Source organism: Nocardioides pymetrozini, assembly GCF_046058985.1.
In the GTDB taxonomy this organism is placed as follows: Bacteria; Actinomycetota; Actinomycetes; order Propionibacteriales; family Nocardioidaceae; genus Nocardioides.
On sequence record NZ_CP175556.1, the window covers coordinates 1,756,132 to 1,779,691 of the forward strand.

The 23,560-nt window shown below is 72.9% G+C and carries 24 protein-coding genes; 20 read left to right on the forward strand and 4 right to left on the reverse strand.

Annotation, left to right across the window (positions count from 1 at the left end):
* The first annotated feature begins 15 nt into the window (after positions 1 to 15).
* The 15 genes from murG (at position 16) to ACJ5H2_RS08645 (ending at position 15,651) form a co-directional block, all read left to right on the forward strand.
* A complete protein-coding gene (gene murG, locus ACJ5H2_RS08575; RefSeq protein WP_408899147.1) occupies positions 16 to 1,110 on the forward strand; it encodes an undecaprenyldiphospho-muramoylpentapeptide beta-N-acetylglucosaminyltransferase in 1,095 nt (364 codons plus the stop codon).
* Positions 1,107 to 2,486 carry a UDP-N-acetylmuramate--L-alanine ligase gene (gene murC / locus ACJ5H2_RS08580; RefSeq protein ID WP_408899148.1) on the forward strand — a complete coding sequence of 460 codons (1,380 nt, stop codon included), beginning with the start codon at positions 1,107 to 1,109 and terminating at the stop codon, positions 2,484 to 2,486. The genes murG and murC overlap by 4 nt, the downstream gene beginning before the upstream one ends.
* Positions 2,473 to 3,231 carry a cell division protein FtsQ/DivIB gene (locus tag ACJ5H2_RS08585; protein ID WP_408899149.1) on the forward strand — a complete coding sequence of 253 codons (759 nt, stop codon included), beginning with the start codon at positions 2,473 to 2,475 and terminating at the stop codon, positions 3,229 to 3,231. Before murC ends, ACJ5H2_RS08585 begins: the two co-directional genes overlap by 14 nt.
* Before the next feature lie 241 nt (positions 3,232 to 3,472).
* Positions 3,473 to 4,663 carry a cell division protein FtsZ gene (ftsZ, locus tag ACJ5H2_RS08590; RefSeq protein WP_408899150.1) on the forward strand — a complete coding sequence of 397 codons (1,191 nt, stop codon included), beginning with the start codon at positions 3,473 to 3,475 and terminating at the stop codon, positions 4,661 to 4,663.
* Positions 4,664 to 4,666: 3 nt separating this feature from the next.
* The gene (locus ACJ5H2_RS08595) at positions 4,667 to 5,356 is read left to right on the forward strand and encodes a polyphenol oxidase family protein (RefSeq protein WP_408899151.1); all 690 of its coding nucleotides are present in this window, start codon (positions 4,667 to 4,669) and stop codon (positions 5,354 to 5,356) included.
* On the forward strand, positions 5,353 to 6,063 hold the full coding sequence (locus ACJ5H2_RS08600) for a YggS family pyridoxal phosphate-dependent enzyme (protein ID WP_408899152.1): 711 nt from the start codon (positions 5,353 to 5,355) through the stop codon (positions 6,061 to 6,063). The genes ACJ5H2_RS08595 and ACJ5H2_RS08600 overlap by 4 nt, the downstream gene beginning before the upstream one ends.
* 61 nt (positions 6,064 to 6,124) lie before the next feature.
* Positions 6,125 to 6,634: a cell division protein SepF gene (locus ACJ5H2_RS08605; RefSeq protein WP_408899153.1), complete on the forward strand. Its 510-nt coding sequence runs from the start codon at positions 6,125 to 6,127 to the stop codon at positions 6,632 to 6,634.
* A 391-nt stretch (positions 6,635 to 7,025) separates the two neighbouring features.
* Entirely contained in the window at positions 7,026 to 7,319 is a 294-nt protein-coding gene (locus ACJ5H2_RS08610) for a YggT family protein (protein WP_408899154.1), read from the forward strand.
* Between the two features lie 147 nt (positions 7,320 to 7,466).
* Positions 7,467 to 8,243 (forward strand): DivIVA domain-containing protein, encoded by a 777-nt coding sequence (locus tag ACJ5H2_RS08615; RefSeq protein ID WP_408899155.1) that lies wholly within the window; start codon positions 7,467 to 7,469, stop codon positions 8,241 to 8,243.
* Positions 8,244 to 8,423: 180 nt separating this feature from the next.
* The gene (locus ACJ5H2_RS08620; protein WP_408899156.1) at positions 8,424 to 9,437 is read left to right on the forward strand and encodes a TraR/DksA family transcriptional regulator; all 1,014 of its coding nucleotides are present in this window, start codon (positions 8,424 to 8,426) and stop codon (positions 9,435 to 9,437) included.
* Complete coding sequence (gene lspA / locus ACJ5H2_RS08625; protein ID WP_408899157.1) at positions 9,410 to 10,000, forward strand: signal peptidase II; 591 nt, start codon at positions 9,410 to 9,412, stop codon at positions 9,998 to 10,000. Before ACJ5H2_RS08620 ends, lspA begins: the two co-directional genes overlap by 28 nt.
* The gene (locus ACJ5H2_RS08630; protein WP_408899158.1) at positions 9,997 to 10,935 is read left to right on the forward strand and encodes an RluA family pseudouridine synthase; all 939 of its coding nucleotides are present in this window, start codon (positions 9,997 to 9,999) and stop codon (positions 10,933 to 10,935) included. The genes lspA and ACJ5H2_RS08630 overlap by 4 nt, the downstream gene beginning before the upstream one ends.
* A 10-nt stretch (positions 10,936 to 10,945) precedes the next feature.
* Positions 10,946 to 11,410, forward strand: a complete 465-nt coding sequence (locus tag ACJ5H2_RS08635; RefSeq protein ID WP_408899159.1) for an N-acetyltransferase family protein — start codon at positions 10,946 to 10,948, stop codon at positions 11,408 to 11,410.
* Between the two features lie 93 nt (positions 11,411 to 11,503).
* Complete coding sequence (gene dnaE / locus ACJ5H2_RS08640; RefSeq protein ID WP_408899160.1) at positions 11,504 to 15,082, forward strand: DNA polymerase III subunit alpha; 3,579 nt, start codon at positions 11,504 to 11,506, stop codon at positions 15,080 to 15,082.
* Positions 15,079 to 15,651, forward strand: a complete 573-nt coding sequence (locus ACJ5H2_RS08645; RefSeq protein ID WP_408899161.1) for a hypothetical protein — start codon at positions 15,079 to 15,081, stop codon at positions 15,649 to 15,651. Before dnaE ends, ACJ5H2_RS08645 begins: the two co-directional genes overlap by 4 nt.
* Here ACJ5H2_RS08645 and ybaK read toward each other — a convergent pair.
* Genes ybaK through ACJ5H2_RS08660 form a run of 3 tightly spaced genes read right to left on the reverse strand, consistent with a single transcriptional unit; the run spans position 15,593 to position 17,863 of the window.
* The gene (ybaK, locus tag ACJ5H2_RS08650; RefSeq protein WP_408899162.1) at positions 15,593 to 16,081 is read right to left on the reverse strand and encodes a Cys-tRNA(Pro) deacylase; all 489 of its coding nucleotides are present in this window, start codon (positions 16,079 to 16,081) and stop codon (positions 15,593 to 15,595) included. The two genes, ACJ5H2_RS08645 and ybaK, sit on opposite strands and share 59 nt — an antisense overlap.
* A complete protein-coding gene (locus tag ACJ5H2_RS08655) occupies positions 16,081 to 16,995 on the reverse strand; it encodes a serine hydrolase (protein ID WP_408899163.1) in 915 nt (304 codons plus the stop codon). Before ACJ5H2_RS08655 ends, ybaK begins: the two co-directional genes overlap by 1 nt.
* Positions 16,985 to 17,863, reverse strand: coding sequence for a LysR family transcriptional regulator (locus ACJ5H2_RS08660; protein ID WP_408899164.1), 879 nt, complete (start codon positions 17,861 to 17,863; stop codon positions 16,985 to 16,987). Before ACJ5H2_RS08660 ends, ACJ5H2_RS08655 begins: the two co-directional genes overlap by 11 nt.
* A gap of 81 nt (positions 17,864 to 17,944) precedes the next feature.
* On the opposite strand from ACJ5H2_RS08660, the gene bla (ACJ5H2_RS08665) reads away from it, so the two are divergent.
* Both bla (ACJ5H2_RS08665) and bla (ACJ5H2_RS08670) read left to right on the forward strand, forming a co-directional pair.
* Entirely contained in the window at positions 17,945 to 18,934 is a 990-nt protein-coding gene (gene bla, locus ACJ5H2_RS08665) for a class A beta-lactamase (RefSeq protein WP_408899165.1), read from the forward strand.
* On the forward strand, positions 18,931 to 19,731 hold the full coding sequence (bla, locus tag ACJ5H2_RS08670) for a class A beta-lactamase (protein WP_408899166.1): 801 nt from the start codon (positions 18,931 to 18,933) through the stop codon (positions 19,729 to 19,731). The genes bla (ACJ5H2_RS08665) and bla (ACJ5H2_RS08670) overlap by 4 nt, the downstream gene beginning before the upstream one ends.
* A 10-nt stretch (positions 19,732 to 19,741) precedes the next feature.
* Here the strand turns inward: bla (ACJ5H2_RS08670) and ACJ5H2_RS08675 are convergent, their stop codons facing one another.
* Positions 19,742 to 20,407: an LON peptidase substrate-binding domain-containing protein gene (locus tag ACJ5H2_RS08675; RefSeq protein ID WP_408899167.1), complete on the reverse strand. Its 666-nt coding sequence runs from the start codon at positions 20,405 to 20,407 to the stop codon at positions 19,742 to 19,744.
* 48 nt (positions 20,408 to 20,455) lie between these two features.
* Between ACJ5H2_RS08675 and hisD the strand changes: the two genes are divergently transcribed.
* The 3 genes from hisD to hisB are packed head-to-tail and all read left to right on the forward strand — an operon-like array spanning position 20,456 to position 23,516.
* Positions 20,456 to 21,778 (forward strand): histidinol dehydrogenase, encoded by a 1,323-nt coding sequence (hisD, locus tag ACJ5H2_RS08680; protein ID WP_408899168.1) that lies wholly within the window; start codon positions 20,456 to 20,458, stop codon positions 21,776 to 21,778.
* Positions 21,775 to 22,905, forward strand: a complete 1,131-nt coding sequence (locus tag ACJ5H2_RS08685) for a histidinol-phosphate transaminase (protein WP_408899169.1) — start codon at positions 21,775 to 21,777, stop codon at positions 22,903 to 22,905. Before hisD ends, ACJ5H2_RS08685 begins: the two co-directional genes overlap by 4 nt.
* A complete protein-coding gene (hisB, locus tag ACJ5H2_RS08690; RefSeq protein WP_408899170.1) occupies positions 22,902 to 23,516 on the forward strand; it encodes an imidazoleglycerol-phosphate dehydratase HisB in 615 nt (204 codons plus the stop codon). Before ACJ5H2_RS08685 ends, hisB begins: the two co-directional genes overlap by 4 nt.
* Positions 23,517 to 23,560: the final 44 nt, after the last annotated feature.

The window sequence follows — 23,560 nt, forward strand, 5'->3', positions numbered from 1 at the left end:
AGTAGGTTCTGCCGCGTGAGGATTCTTCTGGCCGGCGGAGGGACGGCGGGGCACACCTCGCCACTGCTCGCCACCGCCGACGCCCTGCGCCGCCTCGACCCGGACGCCGAGATCACCTGTCTCGGCACGCCGCGTGGACTGGAGAACACCGTCGTCCCCGCCGCGGGCTACCCGCTCCGGCTGGTCCCGCCGGTGCCGCTGCCGCGCAGGCCCGGCAAAGACCTCGCCCTCGTCCCGCAGCGCCTGCGGCGTGCGGTCAAGGCGGCCCTCGAGGTCGTCGACGAGGTCCGGCCGGACGTCGTCGTCGGCTACGGCGGCTACGTCTCCATGCCGGCGTACGTCGCCGCGCGGCGCCGCAGGCTGCCGCTGGTCGTCCACGAGCAGAACGCCCTGCCCGGGATCGCCAACAAGGTGGGCGCCCGGCTCGCGGACCGGGTGGCGGTGAGCTTCCCGGACACCCCGCTGCGCAGGGCGGAGTACGTCGGCCTCCCGATCCGCCGGATGATCGCGACCCTCGACCGTGCGGCCCTGCGTGCGGAGGCCCGGTCCTTCTTCGGCCTGGACCCGGACCGACCCACCCTCGTCGTCACCGGCGGCTCGCAGGGCGCGCGGCGGCTGAACCAGGCGGTGAGCGGTGCCGCCGGGGCGCTCGGCGCCGCCGGCGTCCAGGTGCTCCACGTCGTCGGGCCCCGGGGCGCGAGCGACCCCAGCTGGTCCGAGCCCGCCGCGGCGGGCGCGCCCTATGTCGTCGTGCCCTTCGTGGAGCGGATGGACCTCGCGCTGGCCGCTGCGGACGTCATGGTCTGTCGCGCGGGTGCGTCCAGCGTGGTCGAGGCCGCGGCGACCGGCGTCCCTGCGATCTTCGTCCCGCTGCCCATCGGCAACGGCGAGCAGGCGCTCAACGCGCGGCCGGTCGTCGAGGCCGGGGGAGCGCTGCTGGTCGAGGACGCGGCGTTCAGCGCTGACTACGTCGCCGACACGGTGCCCGCCCTCGCCCGCGACGCCCAGCGGCTCGCCCGGATGTCCGCCGCGGCGTCCGACCTCGTTCCCCGCGACGCCGACGAGCGGCTCGCCCGGATCGTCCTGGACGTCGCCGGAGCGGCCCGGTGAAGATCCCGGTCCCCGACGAGATCCTCCCCGCCGACCGGCTCGGGCGCGTCCACTTCGTCGGCATCGGCGGCGCCGGCCTGTCCGGGATCGCGCGGCTGATGCACCAGTCCGGCGTCCCGGTCGCCGGCAGCGACGCCTCGGACTCCGCCGTCGTGCGCGCGCTGCGCGAGGAGGGCATCGCGGTCCAGGTCGGGCACGACCCGGCGCACCTCGACGGCGTCGACACCGTGATCGCCACCACCGCCGTCCGCGAGGACAACCCCGAGATCGTGGCCGCTCTCGCGCGGGGCCTGCGCCTGTGGCCGCGCTCGGCCGGTCTCCAGTCCGTGCTCCTGGACAAGGACGTGGTCGCCGTCGCCGGCACCCACGGCAAGACCACGACGACGGCGATGACCGTCGTCGCGCTGCAGGAGGCAGGCCTCGACCCCACCTTCGCGATCGGCGCCGAGGTCGAGACCCTCGGCACCAACGCGCGCCTCGGCACGGGGCGGGTCGCGGTCGTGGAGGCGGACGAGTCGGACGGCGCCTTCCTGGTCTACACCCCGCGCATCGCCGTGGTCACCAACGTCGACGCCGACCACCTGGACCACTGGGGCACCGAGGAGGCCTACGAGGCGGCGTTCGCGCAGTTCGCGCGGCGCGCGCCCGTGACCCTCGCGGAGCGGCCCGACCTGACCTCCCGCACGGTCGGCTTCGGCGACGGCGCGCGGCTGCGCGGGCACGACCTGGTCATCGAGGCGGGACGCACGCGCTTCCGCGTCGACCGTGACGGCGAGGACCTCGGCGCCGTCGAGCTCGCGGTGCCCGGCCGTCACTACGCCCAGGACGCGCTGCTGGCGCTGGCCGTCGGCCTCGAGCTCGGGCAGGACCCCGCGGCCCTGGTCCGCGGGCTCGCGCGCCACCAGGGCGCGAAGCGGCGCATGGAGCCGGTCGGCGAGGCCGCCGGCGTGCGCGTCTACGACTCCTACGCCCACCACCCCTCCGAGATCCGGGGCGACCTCGAGGCCGCGCGCTCCCTGGTCGCCGGCGACCAGCGGCTCGTCGTGTGCTTCCAGCCCCACCTCGTCTCGCGCACCCGTCTCCTCGGCGAGCAGATGGGCCGCGAGCTCGGAGTCGCCGACGAGGTCGTCGTGATGGACGTCTATGTCGCCCGCGAGGACCCCGACCCCGAGGTCACCGGCGCGCTGGTGGCGGGCGCGGTGCCGCTGCCGCGGGGGCAGGTCCGCTTCGTGCCCGAGCGGGAGGACGCGCTCGCCGCCGTGGTGGCGCTGGCGCGGCCCGGCGACCTCGTGCTCACCCTGGGCGCCGGTGACGTCACCGCGCTGGCGCCCCGGGTCCTCACCGCCCTGGCGGAGCGGGGCGATGGCGAGGCCTAGACGGCGCGGCTCCCGCGACACGACGCGCAGCCCGCAGGACCGGATGCGGCGGGCCTTCGCGCGCCGGCAGCGCGCGCGGCGGTGGCTCACCTGGCGCTACGTGCTGGCTGCGGTGCTGCTCGTCGGCGCGGTGTGCTTCGGCGTCTACGCCGTCTACTTCTCGAGCTGGCTGCGGGCCGAGGGGGTGCAGGTGGTCGGGAACGCGCAGCTGTCCGAGAAGCAGGTGCTCGCGACCGCGGACGTGCCCCTCGGCGGGCCGCTCGCGAGCGTCGACCTGCGCGCCGTCGAGGTCCGGCTGAAGTCCCTGGCGACGGTCAGGTCCGTCGACGTGTCACGGACCTGGCCCCACGACGTCCGCATCGAGATCGTCGAGCGCACCCCGGTGGCGGTGCTCGACCGGGGGGACCGGCTGACCAACCTCGATGCCAGCGGGGTCGCCTTCGGGCGTCTGGCGAAGGCGCCCGCCGGGCTGCCGCGGGTCAAGGTCGGGCCGGGCGCGGACGAGGACGCGCTCGCCGAGGGCGCCGCCGTCGTCGTGGCCCTCGACCCCGCCGTCGCCGAGCTGGTCGACTTCGTCGAGGTGCGCACGGTCGACGAGATCGACCTGCACCTGCGCGACGGTCGGCTGGTCCGCTGGGGGAGCGCGGAGCAGGCCGAGGACAAGGCGCGGGTGATCCTCGAGCTGCTCAACGTGGACGCGAAGGTGTACGACGTTTCCGTCCCGGGCGCCCCGACGACCCGCTGAGGCGCCGGCTCTCCGAACCAGCGGGTTTGTCGCCCTCCCGCGCGGCGTGTCTGCGCGATCGCGTGCCGCCGCGTCCCTACTGTCATGACCACGACGAGGTTGACATAACTATAACCCTCAGGTTGAGGGTAAGGGTTGTGACGACACGCCGGTCGGCCACGGGGAAGCGGTCCGGCCGCCGAACGTCGGTGAACGGACACACATTCAAACTTTCGGACAACACCGGAGAGGTGGAGCCGCCGTGGCAGCAGCACAGAACTACCTGGCCATCATCAAGGTCGTCGGCATCGGTGGTGGCGGCGTCAACGCCGTCAACCGGATGATCGAGGTCGGCCTCAAGGGCGTCGAGTTCATCGCCATCAACACCGACGCCCAGGCGCTGCTGATGAGCGACGCCGACGTCAAGCTCGACATCGGCCGCGAGCTGACGCGCGGTCTCGGCGCGGGCGCGAACCCCGACGTGGGCGGCAAGGCCGCCGAGGACCACGCAGAGGAGATCGAGGAGGTGCTCAAGGGCGCCGACATGGTCTTCGTGACCGCCGGCGAGGGCGGCGGCACCGGCACCGGCGGCGCCCCCGTCGTGGCCCGGATCGCCCGCTCGCTCGGCGCGCTGACCATCGGTGTGGTGACCCGTCCGTTCACCTTCGAGGGCGCCCGCCGCAAGAAGTCCGCCGACGAGGGCATCGAGCGGCTCCGCGAGGAGGTCGACACCCTCATCGTGATCCCGAACGACCGGCTGCTGCAGATCTCGGACCGCAACGTGTCGATGCTGGACGCGTTCAAGCAGGCCGACCAGGTGCTGCTGCAGGGCGTCTCCGGCATCACCGACCTCATCACAACCCCCGGCCTGATCAACGTCGACTTCGCCGACGTCAAGGCCGTGATGAGCAACGCCGGCTCCGCCCTGATGGGGATCGGCTCGGCCCGGGGCGAGGACCGCGCGCTGGCCGCCGCCGAGATGGCGATCAGCAGCCCGCTCCTCGAGGCGTCCATCGACGGCGCCCACGGCGTGCTGCTCTCCATCGCCGGCGGCTCGGACCTCGGCATCTTCGAGATCAACGAGGCCGCGGCCATGGTGGCCGACGCGGTGCACGCCGACGCCAACATCATCTTCGGCACCATCATCGACGACGCTCTCGGCGACGAGGTGCGCGTGACGGTCATCGCCGCCGGCTTCGACGGCGGCCTGCCCAAGCGCCGCGACGAGTCCACCGTGCGCCGTCCGCAGCAGGCGCCGGCCACGCCGGCGCCGGCGCGCTCGGCCACCCCGGCGGCGCAGCAGCGCCGGGAGGAGCCCGCGGCCCCCGCCCGCGAGGCGGCGCCCCAGTCCGACCCCCAGTCCGAGCCCCAGCCGGTCGGCGCCCGCACGAACCCGGCGCCGATGCAGTTCGACGACGGCGACGACCTGGACGTGCCCGACTTCCTCAAGTGAGCCGTGTTCTTCTTCCGTGACACCGCCGACCTCGACCCGGACCGCGCCAGCGGGAGCCGGGTCGAGGTCGCGTTCACGGACGCCTCGCTGGACCTGCGCGAGGCCGCCGGACTCCCCGCCGCCCTCGAGGCGCTGAGGAGCGCCACCGGCGTCCCGTTCGCCCGGATGGACCAGGTCCACGCGGCCGACGTGGTCGATCGCGAGGGCGCCGCCGACGGCGTGCCCACCGCCGACGGCCAGGTCAGCGCCGCGCGGGAGCTCGGCCTCATGGTGCGCGTCGCCGACTGCGTGCCGGTCGTCCTCGCCGACCTCGCGTCCGGTGTCATCGGTGTCGCGCACGCCGGCCGCCGCGGCGTCCAGGAGGACGTCGTCACCCGCACCGTGGAGCGGATGCGCCTGCTGGGCGCCACCGAGCTCGCCGCCTGGGTGGGTCCTCACATCTGCGGACGGTGCTACGAAGTTCCTGCCACCCTGCGCGAGGAGGTCGCCGCCCGCGTGCCGTCGACGTACGCCGAGACCAGCTGGGGGACTCCCGCCCTCGACCTCGGCGCCGGAGTGACGGCCCAGCTCGCCGCGTCCGGCGTGGCGGTCACGACGGTGCCCGGGTGCACCCGCGAGGAGCCGCGTCTCCACTCCTACCGCCGCGACGGCGACGCGGCCGGCCGCTTCGCGGGGCTGGTGTGGCTCTCATGACCGCGAGCCCCGAGCGCGCCGAGCAGCTGCGGAACCGCCTGGCGGAGGTCCGGGACCGGATCGCCCGCGCCGCCACCGACGCCGGCCGGGCGCCTGACGACGTCGCCCTCGTCGTCGTCACCAAGTTCTTCCCGGCCTCCGACGTCCGGCTCCTCGCCGGGCTCGGCGTCACCGACGTGGGGGAGAACCGGCACCAGGAGGCGGAGGCCAAGGCCGCGCAGTGCGCCGACCTGGGCCTGCGCTGGCACTTCATCGGGGGCCTCCAGTCCAACAAGGCCGCCGCCGTCGCCCACTACGCCGACGTCGTCGAGTCGGTGGACCGCCCGGCGCTGGTCCCGCGCCTGGCGCGGGGTGCCGCCGACGCCGGTCGCGTCGTCGAGGTCCTGCTCCAGGTCAGCCTCGACCCGCCGGGACGCGACCACCGCTTCGGTGCCGACCCCACCGGCCTGCCGGCGCTGGCGGACGAGGTCGCCCGCACTCCCGAGCTGCGGCTGCGGGGCCTGATGGCCGTCGCCCCCCTCGACGACGACCCCGCCCTGGCCTTCGCCCGGCTCGCCGGGATCCGCGCCGACTTCCTGTCCCGGCACCCCGACGCGACGATCCTCTCCGCAGGGATGAGCGGCGACCTGGAGGCCGCGATCACCGTCGGTGCGACACACGTACGCGTTGGCTCCGCCATCCTCGGTTCGAGGGTGGGAGTCCAGTAATGTCCACAACACCACCAGACGCTCCCGCGATCCGGGAGCGCCAGATCACGGAGGCAAAGTCATGAGCGGTGCGATGCGCAGGATCGGTGAGTACCTCGGCCTGCTGGAGGACACCGGCTATGACGAGTACGACGACGAGGTGACCGAGCCGGCCCGCGCGCGCGAGACGCGCGAGTCCCGGCACGAGCGCCCCGTGCGCGCCGTACCGTCCGGCACGGCCGCGGGCAGCGTCGCCGACCTCGAGGAGCGCCGCCGCCCCGTCGCGGTCGCCCCGCAGCCGGTGGTCGCCGAGCTCTCCCGGATCACGACCCTGCACCCCACCACCTACAACGAGGCCCGCTCGATCGGTGAGGAGTACCGCGAGGGCATCCCGGTGATCATGAACCTCACCGAGATGGACGACGCCGACGCCAAGCGGCTCGTCGACTTCGCCGCCGGCCTCATCTTCGCCACCCGCGGCAGCATCGAGCGCGTCACCAACAAGGTCTTCCTGCTCTCCCCGCCCAACGTGACGGTCGCGGCCGAGGACAAGCAGCGGATCGCGGCGGACGGCTTCTTCAACCAGAGCTGAGTCCTCAGGGCCGAGCGTGTCGGATACCGGGCTCGCCGCACGGTCCTCGCTTCGCTTCGGACCGCGGGCTTCCCCCGGTGCGGCTTCGCCGCGTCCGACACGCTGCCGGCCCCGCGGTCGAGGCTCGCTCGGTGCCGGGTCGCTCGGCGGCCAGACGTTCGCCGCCGCCGGTGGTTGAGGTGCGAGGCGCCCCGGCGCCGAGCCTCGAAACCTCCGGCCCCCAGTCCCGGCCCGCCCCGGTGGTTGAGGTGCGAGGCGCCCCAGCGCCGAGCCTCGAAACCTCCGGCACCCCGGCCCAGGCCGCGCCGGTGGTTGAGGTGCGAGGCGCCCCGGCGCCGAGCCTCGAAACCACCCCACGGCCCCGCCCACCCCACCCGGTAGGTTTTCGGGCGTGACGATCGTCGGCTGGATCATCGAGGGCGTGCTGTTCGCCTTCATCGCGTTCCTGTGGGTCCGCTTCATCACCGACTGGGTGCAGGTCTTCGCTCGCGCCTGGGAGCCCCGGGGGCCGGTGCTCGTCTTCCTGGAGCTCGCCTACACCGTCACGGATCCGCCGATCAACGGCCTGCGCAAGGTGATCAAGCCGATCCGGATCGGCAACTTCGCCCTCGACATCAGCTTCATCCTGGTGATGATCCTGGCCTACGTGCTGCTCTCGGTGAACCGCTCTACTCTTCTCCTGTGATACTCCTGTGACGCCAGTGGTCGCCACGACGCTGGCCGGACCGGAGTGTCACCCTCGGACCGTGGATGCCGCCTTCATCAGGGCAAGCGCTATGGTTCGTGAAGACATACCTGTCGAAGTCTTTCTTCCGCATAGATTGGTGAGGTCATGCCCCTGACGCCTGAGGACGTGAGCAACAAGCGCTTTACGCCGGTTCGGCTGCGCGAGGGCTACGACATGGGCGAGGTCGACCAGTTCCTTGACGAGGTGGAGGCCGAGCTCGCCCGCCTGACCCAGGAGAACGACGACCTCCGCGCGAAGCTCGCTGCGGCGCAGGCCGGGACGTCCGCGACGTTCGATGCGCCGACCCAGCTGGCTCCGGTGCCCGAGGTCGTGGCCGAGCCGCCGGCCGCCGTCGAGCCGCCCGCTCCGGTCGAGCCCGTCCCCGCCGCCGCGCCCGTGGCTCCTGCCGTCGCCGGTGGCGTCGAGACGATCCGGGTCGAGACCGTGCCCGAGGCGTCCAACGCCGCCGCCCGACTCCTCGAGATCGCCACGCGCAACGCCGACGAGCTCGTCGAGGACGCCAAGAACGAGGCCGACAAGATCGTCGGCGAGGCGCGGACCAAGTCCGAGCGGCTCGCCTCCGAGGCCAAGATCAAGGCCGACCGGCTCGAGTCCGACGCCCGCACCCGCGCCGAGATGCTCGACGCGGAGACCGCCGAGCGTCGCGCCCAGCTGTTCGGCGACCTCGAGAAGGAGCGCGACAAGCTCTCCGCGGAGGTGGAGACCCTGCGCTCCTTCGAGCGCGAGTACCGCTCCCGCCTCAAGAGCTACTTCACCCAGCAGCTCGAGGCGCTGCAGACGCCGGGAGACACCCTGGCGCCCGTGGAGGAGACGCCGGCCCCGAAGCGGCTGCGCTCCATCCTCGGCGAGGAAGAGGCCTGAGCCACCCGCTCAGCCGAGATCTCCGACCGACCGAGACCGGTCGGCCCGCACCGCGGGCCGACCGGTCTCGTCGTCATGCCGGGCGGTGTGGCTGCTTGGACCCGCCCGCCGTAGCCGCTACCCTCCGCAGCACGCCCACCGCTCGCTCGCGCGTGGGTCGCCGCCTCCGAGGAGTCCTTCATGGCCCGCAGCACGAAGAAGTCGTTGGCCGGTCAGGCCGCTTCCGCCGCCCGGAAGATGATCCGCCCACGGAAGGCAGCGGCCGCCGCGGCACCGGCGAAGAAGGCGGCTCCCGCGAAGAAGGCGGCACCGGCGAAGAAGGCGGCACCGGCGAAGAAGGCGGCACCGGCGAAGAAGGCGGCACCGGCGAAGAAGGCGGCACCGGCGAAGAAGGCGGCACCGGCCAAGAAGGCGGCACCGGCCAAGAAGGCGGCACCGGCCAAGAAGGCGGCACCGGCCAAGAAGGCGGCACCGGCCAAGAAGGCGGCACCGGCCAAGAAGGCGGCTCCGGCCAAGAAGGCGGCACCGGCCAAGAAGGCGGCACCGGCCAAGAAGGCGGCACCGGCCAAGAAGGCGGCACCGGCCAAGAAGGCGGCTCCGGCCAAGAAGGCGGCTCCGGCCAAGAAGGCGGCTCCGGCCAAGAAGGCGGCACCGGCCAAGAAGGCGGCACCGGCCAAGAAGGCGGCCCCGGCCAAGAAGACAGCAGCACCGGCCACCACGGCCACTCCCGCCACGAAGGCAGCCCCCGCGAAGAAGGCAGGTTCGGTGAAGAAGGCAGCATCCGCCAAGAAGGCGGCGCCCGCGTCCCTGGTCGTCCTCGACCACGAGCAGGCGTGGTCGGCCGAGGAGCTCGCGGAGCTGATGGCCGAGCTCCACGAGCAGCGCGAGGCGAGCGCCCGGATCCTGGAGGAGCAGGAGGCGGACCTGACCGGCCTGCTCCGCGACTCCGGCGACGGCGCCGGGCAGGACCAGGCCGACCTCGGCGCGACGAGCTTCGAGCGCGACCACGAGCTCACGGTGCTCAACCACGAGCGGGAGAAGGTGGCCCAGATCGACCGGGCCCTGGCGCGCATCGACGACGGTACGTACGGCGTGTGCGAGTCCTGCGGCAACCCCATCGGCAAGATGCGGTTGATGGCGTTCCCGCGTGCCACACTGTGCATGACATGCAAGCAGCGCGAGGAACGCCGGTAGACCACCGCGACGACGGGCCCGGCCGGACCGGAGAGGGCCTCCTCAGCCACCCGCGCAGCTGGCTGCTCTTTGCGTCCGTCGTGGTCGTGATGGTCGCCGTCGACCAGGTCTCGAAGGTGCTGGCGGTCCGCGAGCTCGCGGGCCAGCCGGATGTCGAGGTCGTCGGCGAGCTGCTGCAGCTGCATCTGACCTACAACCCCGGCGCCGCCTTCAGCCTCGGGACCCGGTTCACCGTCGCGATCACCTGCCTGGCCTGCGCCGCGACCCTCGTCGTGCTGTGGACCAGCCGCCGGGTCGTCAGCAAGGTGTGGGCGGTCGGCCTGGGCCTCCTGCTCGCCGGCATCGACGGCAACCTCATCGACCGGATGGTTCGCGAGCCCGGCCCGTTCCGCGGCCACGTGGTCGACTTCCTCATGCTCCCGAACTGGCCCGTCTTCAACGTCGCCGACATCTGCATCAACGTGGGCGTCGGCCTCATCCTGGTCCAGGTCCTGCGCGGGGTGAGCCTCGACGGCACCCGGGTGCAGGCCGCCGAGCGACCGGACGTGGAGGGGGAGTCGTGACCTCCGCCGACCACCGCAGTCTCGCGGTCCCCGACAGCCTCGAGGGCGAGCGGGTCGACGTCGTGATGGCGCAGCTGTTCGGCGTCTCGCGGACGCGGGCCGCGGACCTGATCGCCCAGGAGCTGGTCTCCCTCGACGGCACCCCGGTCGGCGGCAAGAGCGAGCGGGTCCTGGCCGGATCCGTGCTCGACGTCTCGATCCCGGCCGAGACCGACCCGCTCGAGGTGGTCCCGGAGCTGGTCGAGGGGATCAAGATCATCCACGACGACGACGCCATCGTGGTGATCGACAAGCCGGTCGGCGTCGCCGTCCACCCCTCGCCCGGCTGGCGCGGCCCGACGGTCGTCGGCCACCTCGCGGGCGCCGGCTTCCGGATCTCCACCTCGGGGGCCAAGGAGCGGGAGGGGATCGTCCAGCGCCTCGACGTCGGCACGTCGGGCGTGATGGTGATCGCCAAGTCCGAGCACGCGTACTCGGTGCTCAAGAACGCCTTCCGCCAGCGCACCGTCGACAAGACCTACCACGCGCTGGTGCAGGGCCACCCGGACCCGCTCGAGGGGACGATCGACGCGCCGATCGGGCGGCACCCGCGCTTCGACTACAAGTTCGCGGTGATGGAGGACGGGCGCCACAGCGTCACGCACTACGCGACCCTCGAGGCCCATCGCTTCGCCAGCCTGCTCGAGATCCATCTCGAGACCGGGCGCACCCACCAGATCCGGGTCCACATGAGCGCACTCAAGCACCCATGCGTCGGCGACATCACGTACGGCGCCGACCCGGTCCTGACCCGTCGCGTCGGGCTCGAGCGGCAGTGGCTGCACGCCGTGAGGCTGGGCTTCGAGCACCCGGAGAGCCGTGAGTACGTCGAGTACGAGTCGACCTACCCCGACGACCTCGCGCACGCCCTCGACGTCGTCCGCGACGCCCACTGACCCCGGCGCCGTGCCCGAGCTGGTGCTGCGCCCGGCGGTTCCGGGCGACGTGAGCGCGCTCACCGCCGTCCAGCTCGCCGCCCGGGCGCAGGCCGCGATGCCGCCGGGCGTGCACCCGCCCGACGAGGTCCGCGCGCACCTCGCCGCGCGCCTGCGCGACTCCGAGTGCTGGGTCGCCGAGACGGGCGGCGTCGTGGTCGGGTACGCGCGGTTCACCCGGACCTGGCTCGACGACCTCTACGTCGACCCGACGCACGAGGGCACGGGGGTCGGCAGCGCCCTGCTGGACGTCGTCAAGGCCCGCCATCCCGACGGGTTCAGCCTCTGGGTCTTCGAGCAGAACGCCGCTGCCCGCGCCTTCTACGCCGCCCACGGCCTGCTCGAGCGGGAGCACACCGACGGCTCGGAGAACGAGGAGCGAGCCCCCGACCTGCGGATGGAGTGGTCCCCGCGAACTGTCGGAGGGTCGCCCTAGAGTCGCGGCGATCGTCACGTACGCTTGGTCCTCTTCCCCGAGCGACCGCCTTCCCGCTTGCCAGCACAGCCCTTGAGGAGAGCCGAACCGCCGATGGCTGCCGACGCCGGGGACTTCGTCCACCTGCACGTCCACACCGAGTACTCCATGCTCGACGGTGCGTCGCTGCTCGACGGCCTGTTCACCCGGGTCAACGACCTCGGCATGCCGGCGATCGCGATGACCGACCACGGCAACCTCCACGGTGCCTACGACTTCTACTCCAAGGCCAAGAAGTACGGCGTCCAGCCGATCATCGGCATCGAGGCCTACATCACCCCCGGCACGCCGCGCGGCGAGCGGCGCCGCGTCCGTTGGGGGCAGAGCAACTCCGCGGACGCCGCCGAGGAGGGCGGCAACGACGTCGCGGGCGGCGGCGCCTACACCCACATGACGATGTGGGCGGAGTCGACCGAGGGCATGCACAACCTGTTCCGGCTCTCCTCCCGCTCGAGCCTGGAGGGCTATTTCTACAAGCCGCGGATGGACAAGGAGATCCTCGCCGAGCACAGCAAGGGGATCATCGTCTCCACCGGATGCCCGAGCGGCGCGATCCAGACCCGGCTGCGCCTCGGGCAGTGGGACGAGGCGGTCCGCGAGGCCGCCGAGCTCCAGGACATCTTCGGCCGGGAGTCGGTCTTCCTGGAGCTGATGGACCACGGCATCGCGATCGAGAAGCGCGTCCGCGACGACCTGCTGCGCCTCGGCAAGGAGCTCGGCATCCCGCCGATCGCCACCAACGACTCGCACTACAACAACCCCGAGGACGCCGAGGCCCACGACGCGCTCATCTGCGTCGCCTCGGGCAAGCGGCTCTCCGACACCAACCGGCTCAAGTTCGACGGCGGCGGCTACTACATCAAGTCCGCCGCCGAGATGCGCGAGCTGTGGGCCGACCGCTTCGGCATGCCGGAGGCCTGCGACAACACCCTGGCGATCGCCGAGCGCTGCTCGGTGGAGTTCACCGAGTCCACCGGCGGCTACATGGCGCGCGCCGACGTGCCCGCCGGCGAGACCGAGGAGTCCTGGTTCCGCAAGGAGGTCTGGCGCGGGATCGAGGCGCGCTACCCGGGCGACGCGCTGACCGAGGCAGTCAGGGACCGCGTGGAGATGGAGCTCGCGGTCATCTCCCAGAAGGGCTACTGCGGCTACTACCTGGTGGTCGCGGACTTCATCAACTGGTCCAAGGACAACGGCATCCGGGTGGGTCCCGGCCGCGGCTCGGGCGCGGGGTCGATCGCGGCGTACGCGCTGAGGATCACCGACCTGTGCCCGCTCGAGCACGGCCTGTTCTTCGAGCGCTTCCTCAACCCCGAGCGCCCCTCGATGCCCGACTTCGACATCGACTTCGACGACGCGCGCCGCGGCGAGGTCATCCAGTACGTCACCGAGAAGTACGGCGCCGACCGGGTCGCGCAGATCGCCACGTTCGGCCGGCTCAAGGCCAAGGCCGCCATCAAGGACGCCGCCCGCGTGCTCGACCACGGCTTCGCGATCGGCGACAAGATCACCAAGGCCATGCCGCCCGACGTCATGGGCAAGGGCGTCCCGCTGAAGGAGATCTTCAACCCCGAGCACAAGCGCTACAACGACGGCGGCGAGTTCCGCGCGCTCTACGAGCAGGACCCCGACGTCCGCACGATCTACCAGACCGCGGTGGGTCTCGAGGGCCAGATCCGCAACTGGGGCGTGCATGCCGCCGGCGTCATCATGTCCAGCGAGCCGCTGATCGACATCGTGCCGATCATGGCCCGCCCCCAGGACGGGGCGGTGATCACCCAGTTCGACTACCCGATGTGCGAGTCGCTGGGCCTGGTCAAGATGGACTTCCTGGGCCTGTCCAACCTGCGCATCCTCGAGGACGCGCTGGCCAACATCAAGGCCAACCGCGGCGAGGACGTCGTCCTCGAGGAGCTGCCCTTCGACGACCGGGCGACCTACGAGCTGATGGGCCGCGGCGACACCCTCGGCGTCTTCCAGCTCGATGGCGGCGGCATGCGCGCCCTGCTGCGCTCGATGCAGCCCGACCAGTTCGCCGACATCACCGCGGTCAGCGCGCTCTACCGACCGGGGCCGATGGGTGCGGACTCCCACAACAAGTACGCCCGCCGCAAGAACGGCCGGGAGCCCATCGACCCGATCCACCCCGCGCTCGCCGAGGCGCTCGAGCCGGTCCTGGGGGAGACCTACGGCCTGATCGTCTACCAGGAGCAGGTGATGGCGATCGCCCAGGTCCTGGCCGGCTTCACCCTGGGCGCCGCAGACAACCTCCGCCGCGCGATGGGCAAGAAGAAGAAGGAGGAGCTCGACAAGCAGTACGCCGGCTTCCAGGCCGGCATGCTCGAGCGCGGCTATCCCCAGAAGGCGATCGACACCCTCTGGGAGATCCTGCTCCCGTTCTCCGACTACGCCTTCAACAAGTCGCACTCGGCGGCGTACGGCGTCATCACGTACTGGACCGCCTATCTCAAGGCCAACTACCCGACCGAGTACATGGCGGCCCTCCTGACGTCCGTGAAGGACGACAAGGACAAGATGGCGATCTACCTCAACGAGTGCCGCAGGATGAAGATCCAGGTGCTCCCACCCGACGTCAACGAGTCGGCGCACGACTTCACCGCCGTCGGACGCGACATCCGCTTCGGCCTGACCGCGATCCGCAACGTGGGCGCGAACGTCGTCGACGGCATCGTCGCGGCCCGCCGCGAGGAGGGTCGCTACACCGACTTCAACGACTTCCTGTCCAAGGTGCCGGTCACGGTGTGCAACAAGCGGGTCATCGACTCGCTGATCAAGGCCGGCGCCTTCGATGACATGAAGCACCTGCGGCGGGCGCTCGTCGCGATCCACGAGACCGCGGTCGACCAGTACGTCGACATCAAGCGCAACGAGGCGATCGGGCAGGACTCGCTCTTCGCCGGTCTCGGCGACGACGGCGAAGACGGCGCGGGCCTCGGGTTCGGCGTCAGCGTCGCGATCCCCGAGATCGACGAGTGGGACAAGATGACGCTGCTGGGCCACGAGCGGGAGATGCTCGGGCTCTACGTGTCCGACCACCCGCTGCTCGGCCTGGAGCACGTGCTCTCGCAGGGCACCGACTGCACCATCGGCCAGCTGGTCACCGACGAGGACCGCCCGCACAACTCCACGGTCACCGTCGCCGGACTGGTCACCTCGATCCAGCGCAAGATCACCAAGAACGGCGACCCCTGGGCCACCGTCACGCTCGAGGATCTCGAGGGCGCCATCGACGTCCTGCTGTTCCCAAGCAGCTACCGCCTGGCCGCGCCCTACCTGACCGAGGACGCCATCATCCGCGTCCGCGGTCAGCTCGACACCGAGCGGGACACCGCGCAGCTGCGCGGCCAGGAGGTGACCGTCCCCGACCTCGACAAGCGCAGCGACGGCCCCGTCGTGATCAGTCTGCCCTCGACCCGGTGCACGGGCCCGGTCGTCCAGCAGCTGCGCGAGGTGCTGACCACGCACGCCGGGCTGACCGAGGTGCGCCTGCAGCTGTTGAGCCGGGACTCCACCAAGGTCATGCGCCTGGGGGACAATCTGCGGGTGACTCCCTCCTCCGCGCTCTTCGCCGACCTCAAGCAGCTCCTCGGCCCGGGGTGCCTGGCCGGATGACGGCCCGGCGCTGGGCGGCCCTCGCGGGGCCGGCCGTCCTGGGCGGCCTCCTGGGCGCCCTCGGCGGGTGGCTGTGGTGGGTCTGGTGGGGGCCCGCCACCCAGGGTCGGGTCTACGAGACCAAGGCCGGCAAGGCGTGGTATCCCGACCCCTTCGACCCCGGCATCACCCGTGACTTCAGCGGTACGGCGACCTACGTCGTGGTGGGCTTCGCGCTCGCTCTGCTGCTCGGCCTCGTCGGCGGGTGGTTCGCGCGGCAGCACGCCCTCGCAGGGGTGGTCGCGGTCGTGGTCGGCGCGGGACTCGGTGCCCTGGCGATGACCCTCGTGGGGGAGTGGCTGAGCCCGCCCGACCCCGCCAGCCTGCTCTCCTCGCACGCGGTCGGCGACCGGCTCCCCGGCAGCCTCGCCGTCGCGGGATGGACGCCCTACCTGGCCTGGCCCGTGGGCGCCCTGCTCGGCTATCTCGTGCTGATGGTCTCGCTGCCGGTGCCGCCCGCCGGAGAGGACGCTAGCGCCGGATCGGAGCAGTCCGCGCCGCGGTCAGGCGCACCAGCTCCCCAGGGCTGAGCTCGACCTCCAGCCCGCGCCGCCCGGCCGAGACGAAGACGGTGTCGTAGGCCAGCGCCGAGTCGTCGACGACGGTGGGGTGCGCCTTGCGCTGCCCGAGCGGGGAGATCCCGCCGACGACGTACCCGGTGGCCCGCTCGGCCGCCCTCGGGTTGGCCATCGCCGCCCGGCGGCCGTCCACGGCGCGTGCCAGCGCCTTGAGGTCGAGCTGGCCCGCCACCGGCACCACGCCGACGACGAGCGCACCGTCGACGTCGGCGAACAGCGTCTTGAACACCCGGGCCGGGTCGACCCCCATCGCCGCGGCCGCCTCCTCGCCGTAGGAGGCCGCGCGTGCGTCGTGGTCGTACTCGTGCACGGTGAACGCGACGCCGGCCGCACGCAGCGCGGCCGTCGCGGGTGTCGCTGCGGACGCCTTCCGCTTCGCCATCAGGTCTCCCCTCGGGTACGGCGCGCGCGCACCGCCTGGACGGCCAGGCGGGCGGCGTGCCCGATCGCGAGCTCCGCCTCCATCTGCACCGCGGCCGGGATGGCGGAGCGGGTGAGCACGGCGACCGCGACCCGCTGCGGCTGCTCCCCGCCGATCTCGACGACGCCGACCTCGTGCCGCAGGTCCAGGAAGGTCCCGGTCTTGGAGTGGACCCGCACCTGGTCGCTGACCAGCTCCACCGCCAAGCGGTGCCGGACGAGCTGGCGACCCAGGGCGGACCGCAGGCGTGCGCACGCGGGCGGGCTCGCCACCTGGTCCGACCACACCCGGGCGAGGAGGTCGACGAGGACCCGCGCCGTGCCGACGTTGGCGCGGCTCGGGTCGAGCTCGTCGATGACGTGGCCACCGCCCGGCGTGCGGCCGCCTCCGGTCAGCGCCAGCCCTACAGCGGCGACGGCCCCGGAGGTTCCGTAGATCGCGCGCATCGCGTGGCGCAGCACGATGTCGGGGAAGCCGAGCGCGGTGATGCGCCGGTTCACCTCGTCGATTCCGAGGTGGTCGAGCAGGACGTCGGTGGCGGCGTTGTCGCTGACGGCGAGTGCCAGCTGGAGCAGGTCCTCCGCCGCGACCCGGCTGGGGTGGCGGAAGAGGGCGACGCCGGTGGGCCCGCTCGTCGCCGCATCGGGGTCGAGGTCGAAGGCCCGTGCGGGGTCGAGCTCGCCGCGCTCGAAGGCGTCGTACACCACCAGGGCGATCGGCAGCTTCACGACCGAGGCGAGCGGCCAGACCAGGTCCGCGTCGAAGCCGAGCTCGGCTCCGGTGTCGAGGTTCCGCGCGAGCAGCGACCCGGTGAGGCCCACCGCGGCCCACTCGCGCTGGATCTCGGCGACGAGCGCGGCGTGGTCAGGCGACATCGCGCCGGGTGGAGGTCCCGCCGAGCCCGTCGGCGAGTCGACGGACGAGGGCGTGCCGCTCGGCGGCGTCGAGGACGTGCTCGCCCGTCAGGCGGTAGCTGCGGACGAGGCCGGGGCGCGGCAGCGCCGACCAGGCGACGCCCTCGCGCCGGGCCTCGGCGGCGCTGGCGAGCACGACGTCGTCCCACTGGTGGAGCCCGGTCCACGCCTCGGCGTCCGGGGTCGCGATGCGGACCTGGTCGGCACGCAGGCCCGCGCCGAACGCACCGGCCCGCAGCGGGTCGCGCACCGCCGGCACGTCGTCCTCGGCGCGGATGTGGATGGCGCGCGCGGGCAGGTCGCGCTGCCGGACCGGGCGGCGCAGGTCCTCGAGGCTCAGCTCGCCGGGCGCACCGTCCCCGTGGGCCAGGCCGAGGGGCACGACGAGGTCGCCGGCGTCCGGCGCGGCCGCCACCAGGGCGAGGTGGCAGGTGCCCGTGCGCAGTCCGTCGGCCCGCTCCTCGGGCTCGCCCTCCACGAAGTCCACCCGCACCAGGGGGAGACCGCGGCGGACCGCGGCGCGCGCCCGCGGGTCGACGCCACAGGGCACGCCGATCACGAGGCGCGGGCCCGCGTCGTCGAAGAGGTGGTCGATCCGCTCGAGGCCCGCCAGCACCTCGTCGGCGAGGGGCAGCAGCCGCTCTCCCTCCGGGCTGAGGTCGACCCGGCGGGAGGTGCGCACGAGCAGCCGGACCCCGAGCCGGCGCTCCAGGGCGGCGATGCGGCGGCTGGCCACGGGCTGCGGCTGTCCGCAGCGCTCGGCACCACGGGTGAAGCTGCGCTCGTGCGCCACGGCGCGGAAGCTGCGCAGCGCCTCGACCAGATCCATGCGGGAAACATACCGATCGGGCATGGATCCGCGGCTGATCGTCTTGGTGCGGCCGGTCCGCCGGTTGCCATCCTCGCGGTCATGACCGACCGTCACTCTCCTCCTCGCGTCCTGACCCGGCGCTCGGCGCTGGCCGGCGCCGCCGCCCTCGCCGTGACCGGCGGCCTCGTCGTGCCCGGCGCCTGCGCGGGCGCCGAGCGTCCCCCGAGCGGGACGCGCCCGGGTCCGACGCCCGCCTCGACGCCCGGCGCGGCCCCCAGCGCCGCCACCGTCGACCCGGCCGGCATCCGGGAGATCGAGCAGCGCCATGACCGAAGGGTGGGCGTCTTCGCGCAGAACCTGCAGACCGGCCGCACCCTCGCGCACCGCGCGGAGGAGCGCTTCGTGATGTGCTCGACCTTCAAGACCTTCGCCGTCGGCGCCCTCCTCGACCGCCGCCTGGTCACTCCCGACCCGCGGGTGCTCGAGCGCCGGGTGAGCTACCCGCCGTCGCTCGTCGCCGGTGACATCTGGGCGCCCGCAACGCGCCGTTGGCTGGCCGACGACCACCAGCCCACCTGGCGGGAGGTCGCCGAGGCCGCCGTGCGCGACAGCGACAACGGCGCCGCGAACCTCGTGCTCCAACACATCGGCGGACCCGAGGCGGTCACCCGCCTGTTCCGCGACCTCGGCGACCCGGTCAGCCGCCTCGACCGCTGGGAGCCGGACCTCAGCACCTACCAGCCCGGCCAGGAGCTCGACACCACCACGCCGCGCGCGCTCGGGGCGAGCTTCGCCGCACTCGCCCTCGGCACACAGCTGCGGCGGACCGAGCGCTCGCTCCTGCTCGGCTGGCTGCGGGGCAACCGCACCGACCCTCCCTTCCGGTCGGTCCTGCCCGCCGGCTGGACCATCGCCGACAAGACCGGAGCCGGCGGCTACGCCACGAGGAACGACGTGGGCATCGCCTGGACGCCGCAGGACGTGCCGATCCTGGTCAGCTGCCTGACCCGGGCCGAGGTGCCCGATGCGGAGCGGCTCGACGCTCCCGTGGCCGAAGCCTTCACCGTCGCCGTCGAGGCCCTGCGATGAGCCCCCGGATCGCCGCCATCGAGGCGCGGTACGACCGTCGGGTCGGCGTGTACGCGAAGAACCTCGCCACCGGGCAGACGCTGGCCCACCGGGCGGACGAGCGCTTCGTGATGTGCTCGACCTTCAAGGTGCTGGCCGCCGCCGCAGTCCTCGACGGCCGCCTGCTCACCCCGGACCCGGACGTGCTCGAGCGGCCGGCGTACTGGCCACCGTCGCTGGTGACCGGAGTCGGGTACGCCGACCGGATGGTGCAGTGGCAGGCCTCCGGCTACCGGCCCGACGTCGCCGAGGTGTGCGAGGCCGCGGTGGCCGACAGCGACAACGCGGCCGGGAACTGGCTGCTCGGCCTGGTCGGCGGACCGCACGCGGTCACCCGGATGGCCCGCGACCTCGGGGACCGGGTCACGAGCCTGACCCGGTGGGAGCCGGACCTGAACCACTGGGCGCCGGGCGCCACCCGCGACACGACCACGCCGCGGGCGATCGGGCGCAGCTACGCGCGCCTGCTCCTCGGTCGGACCCTGGCGCGCGCCGACCGGGACCGGCTCACGGGCTGGATGCTGGCGAGCCGCACGGGTGGGCAGACCCTGCGCAAGGGCCTCCCGGCGGGCTGGCGGATCGCGGAGAAGACCGGCACCGGCGACTACGCGGCGCGCAACGACGTGGGCCTCGCGTGGACGCCCGCCGGCACCCCGGTGCTGATCAGCTGTCTGACCAACGGCCATCGGCCCGACGACGTCGTACGCAACGAGCCGCTCGCGGCCGTCGCGGCGGAGTGTGCGCGCGTGCTGGGCTGACGGCGACCGGTCAGTTCGGAGACCAGCGGGTCCGGGCGACCTCGGTCGCCGGCAGCGAGGTGATCACGTTGATCGCGCGGAGCTCCGCGCGGAGCAGGTCGGTGACCAGCAACAGGCGCTCGGCGGTCTCCGCGGTCTCCAGCAGCTGCTGGCGCTCGCCCATGGGCAGTGGCGTGCAGGCGGCGAGCGTCCACGACAGGTAGGTCGGGTCGCGTGGCAGCGCGCCCTGCAGCGGGTCGCCCGCGATGGAGCTCAGCACGTGCCGGTAGGCGGTGAAGGTGGCCCGCGCCTGCTCGACGACGTCGTCGGGGACGACGGACTCGCCGCCGGTGAGCACGGTGACCTCGCCGACGGGGTAGTCGCCGGTGGTGAGCAGCCGGTCGAGCTGGATCCGGTCGCGGCCGACGGCGACGATGTCGAAGCTGCCGTCCGGGCGGGCCGCGACCTCGGACAGCTGGAGGCGGACGCCGACCCGGTAGAGCGACTGGTTGCCGTGGTCGCCGACCTCGTAGCCCTCGCGGATCGCGACCGAGCCGAACAGGCGCTGCGCCGGGTCGTCGGTGCGCAGGAGGTGGTGCACGAGCGCGCGGTAGCGGTCCTCGAAGACGTGCAGCGGCACGCTGACCCCCGGATAGAGCACCGCGTTGAGCGGGAACATCGGGAGCTGGTCCGTCACGTGTCCAACCTACGGGGCGGCCCCGCCGGCGACCGTAGAATCGGGGGTATGTCCCTCATCCGCCGCATCGACCTGCGTGGCTCCGGTCCCGAGACCGACTACCGCGCGGCAGTGCCCCGTGCCGACTTCGACATCGAAGCCGCGGTGCCGGCGGTGCATGCGATCTGCGAGGAGGTCCGCACCCGCGGGCTCGAGGCGGTCGTCGAGTTCGGCGAGCGGTTCGACGGCGTCCGCGTGGACGACATCCGGGTCGCGCCCGCCGCGATGCAGCTGGCCCTGGACCGGCTCGACCCGGACGTCCGCGCCGGGCTGGAGGAGTCGATCCGGCGACTCCGCGCCACCTGTGCCAACGAGCTCGAGCAGGACGCCGTCACCGACCTGGGCCCGGGAGCCCGGGTCACCCACCGGAAGGTGCCGGTGGGACGGGTCGGCCTCTACGTCCCCGGCGGCCTCGCGCCGCTGGTCTCGAGCGTGCTGATGAACGTCGTGCCCGCCCAGACCGCCGGCGTCGCGTCGATCGCCCTGGCCAGCCCGCCCCAGAAGGAGTTCGGCGGCTCGGTCCACCCGACGATCCTGGCGGCGTGCGCCCTGCTGGGCGTCGAGGAGGTGTACGCCGTCGGCGGCGCCCAGGCGATCGCGATGTTCGCCTACGGCCTCAACGACACAGATCCCTGCCGGCGGGTCGCCCGTGTTGATCTGGTCACCGGCCCCGGCAACATCTGGGTCGTCACCGCGAAGCGGATCCTCAAGGGGCAGGTCGGGATCGACTCCGAGGCCGGTCCGACCGAGATCGCGATCCTCGCCGACGACACCGGCAACGCCGCCTATGTCGCCGCGGACCTGATCAGCCAGGCCGAGCACGACCCGCTCGCGGCCTCGGTCCTCGTCACCACCTCCGAGCGGCTCGCCGCCGAGGTCGAGAGCGAGCTGGAGCAGCAGGTCGCCGCGACCAAGCACAGCGAGCGGATCACCACCTCGCTCGGCGGTCGCCAGTCCGGCATCGTGCTGGTCCGGGACCTGGAGCAGGGTCTGGAGGTCGTCGACGCCTACGCCGCCGAGCACCTCGAGATCCACACCGAGGACGCCGCGGCCTGGGCGGCCCGGGTCCGCAACGCCGGTGCGATCTTCGTCGGACCGCACGCCCCGGTCAGCCTGGGCGACTACTGCGCGGGGTCCAACCACGTGCTGCCCACGGCGGGCTGCGCGTGCCACTCGTCCGGGCTCTCGGTGCGCGCGTTCACCAAGTCGGTCCACGTCGTGGACTACTCGGCGCAGGCCCTCGCGGAGGTGGCCGGCCACGTGGTGACGCTCGCGGAGGCGGAGGACCTTCCCGGCCACGGTGCCGCCATCACCGTCCGGTCGACGCGATGAGCGCGCCGGCCGACGCCGGTTGGCCGCCCCTGCGCGAGGAGCTGCGGGGGATCGAGCCGTACGGCGCACCCCAGCTGCCGATCGACGAGGTGCCGGTCCAGCTCAACGTCAACGAGAACCCCTACGGCCCCTCGCAGGCGTGCATCGACGACATCGCCGCCGCCGCGGCGCAGGCGGCGGCGACGCTCAACCGCTATCCCGACCGCGAGTTCGTCGCCTTGCGCCAGGCGCTCGCCTGGTACCTGTCGAAGGACACCCCCGCCGGCGTCCTGCCCGAGCAGGTCTGGGCGGCCAACGGCTCCAACGAGGTGATGCTGCAGCTGCTGCAGGCCTTCGGCGGCCCGGGCCGCACGGCCGTCAGCTTCGCACCGACCTACTCGATGTACCCCGAGTACGCCCGCGACACCAACACCCGCTGGGTCGCCGGCCGTCGTGCCGAGGACTTCGCGCTCGACCTCGACGGCGCGCGGGCCCTGGTCCGCGCCGAGCGCCCCAGCGTGGTCCTGCTGCCCAGCCCCAACAACCCGACCGGGACCGCCCTGCCGCCCGAGGCCGTCGCCGCGCTGTGCGAGGCCGCGGCGCACGACGACGTCAACGGCATCGTCGTCGTCGACGAGGCGTACGGCGAGTTCCGCCGCGAGGGCGTGCCGAGCGCGCTCGACCTGCTGCCGTCGTACCGGAACCTCGTCGTGACCCGCACGATGAGCAAGGCCTTCGCCGGAGCGGGCCTGCGCCTGGGCTATCTGGCCGCGGCGCCGGAGATCTGCGACGCGATCCGGGTCGTCCGCCTGCCCTACCACCTCTCGGCCGTCACGCAGGCGGTCGCGGTGGCGGCGCTCGGCCACGCGCCCGAGCTGCTCGGCAAGGTCGACGAGCTGCGCCGCGAGCGGGACGCGCTCGTGGACTGGCTGCGCGGCGCGGGGTACGACGTCGCCGACTCCGACGCCAACTTCGTGTTGTTCGGACGATTCGCCGACCGCCATGCTGTCTGGCAGGGTCTCCTCGAGCGAGGAGTCCTGATCCGGGAGACCGGGCCGGACGGCTGGCTGCGGGTGTCGGTCGGCACCCCCGAGGAGATGGCGGCCTTCCGGACCGCACTCACCGACGTGAACGGAGAACGAGCATGAGCCGGACTGCACGGATCGAGCGGCAGACCAGCGAGTCCAAGGTCGTCGTCGAGGTGAGCCTCGACGGCACCGGCCGCCACGACATCTCCACCGGTGTGGGCTTCTACGACCACATGCTCACCGCGTTCGCCCGGCACGCGCTGGTCGACCTGACGGTGCAGACCGCCGGCGACGTCCACATCGACGCCCACCACACCGTCGAGGACACCGCGATCGCGCTGGGGCAGGCGCTGCGCCAGGCGCTCGGCGACAAGGTCGGCATCCGCCGCTTCGGCGACGCGACCGTGCCGTTGGACGAGGCCCTCGTGCACGCCGTCGTCGACGTGTCCGGACGGCCCTACTGCGTCCACACCGGTGAGCCCGAGGGCCAGCAGTACGTCCAGCTGGGCGGGTCGGGGGTCTCCTATCTCGGCTCGCTCACGCAGCACGTCTTCGAGTCGATCGCCTTCCACGGCCACTTCGCGCTGCACGTGCGCGTGCTGGCCGGCCGCGAGCCGCACCACATCGTGGAGACCCAGTTCAAGGCCTTCGCCCGGGCCTTCCGCGACGCGGTGGCGCTCGACCCGCGCGAGACGGGCATCCCGTCCACGAAGGGAAGCCTCGGTGGTTGAGGTGCGAGGAGCGCTAGCGACGAGCCTCGAAACCACCCCCGCCG

Coding starts and splice junctions, on each gene's coding strand:
- ACJ5H2_RS08655 (WP_408899163.1), bottom strand. CDS start 16,995: ATGTCGCCTGACCACGCCGCGCTCGTCGCCGAGATCCAGCGCGAGTGG.
- ACJ5H2_RS08615 (WP_408899155.1), top strand. CDS start 7,467: ATGCCCCTGACGCCTGAGGACGTGAGCAACAAGCGCTTTACGCCGGTT.
- ybaK (WP_408899162.1), bottom strand. CDS start 16,081: ATGGCGAAGCGGAAGGCGTCCGCAGCGACACCCGCGACGGCCGCGCTG.
- ACJ5H2_RS08585 (WP_408899149.1), top strand. CDS start 2,473: ATGGCGAGGCCTAGACGGCGCGGCTCCCGCGACACGACGCGCAGCCCG.
- ACJ5H2_RS08660 (WP_408899164.1), bottom strand. CDS start 17,863: ATGGATCTGGTCGAGGCGCTGCGCAGCTTCCGCGCCGTGGCGCACGAG.
- ACJ5H2_RS08685 (WP_408899169.1), top strand. CDS start 21,775: ATGAGCGCGCCGGCCGACGCCGGTTGGCCGCCCCTGCGCGAGGAGCTG.
- ACJ5H2_RS08600 (WP_408899152.1), top strand. CDS start 5,353: ATGACCGCGAGCCCCGAGCGCGCCGAGCAGCTGCGGAACCGCCTGGCG.
- bla (WP_408899166.1), top strand. CDS start 18,931: ATGAGCCCCCGGATCGCCGCCATCGAGGCGCGGTACGACCGTCGGGTC.
- ACJ5H2_RS08605 (WP_408899153.1), top strand. CDS start 6,125: ATGAGCGGTGCGATGCGCAGGATCGGTGAGTACCTCGGCCTGCTGGAG.
- lspA (WP_408899157.1), top strand. CDS start 9,410: ATGCAAGCAGCGCGAGGAACGCCGGTAGACCACCGCGACGACGGGCCC.
- ACJ5H2_RS08645 (WP_408899161.1), top strand. CDS start 15,079: ATGACGGCCCGGCGCTGGGCGGCCCTCGCGGGGCCGGCCGTCCTGGGC.
- hisB (WP_408899170.1), top strand. CDS start 22,902: ATGAGCCGGACTGCACGGATCGAGCGGCAGACCAGCGAGTCCAAGGTC.
- hisD (WP_408899168.1), top strand. CDS start 20,456: ATGTCCCTCATCCGCCGCATCGACCTGCGTGGCTCCGGTCCCGAGACC.
- bla (WP_408899165.1), top strand. CDS start 17,945: ATGACCGACCGTCACTCTCCTCCTCGCGTCCTGACCCGGCGCTCGGCG.
- dnaE (WP_408899160.1), top strand. CDS start 11,504: ATGGCTGCCGACGCCGGGGACTTCGTCCACCTGCACGTCCACACCGAG.
- ACJ5H2_RS08620 (WP_408899156.1), top strand. CDS start 8,424: ATGGCCCGCAGCACGAAGAAGTCGTTGGCCGGTCAGGCCGCTTCCGCC.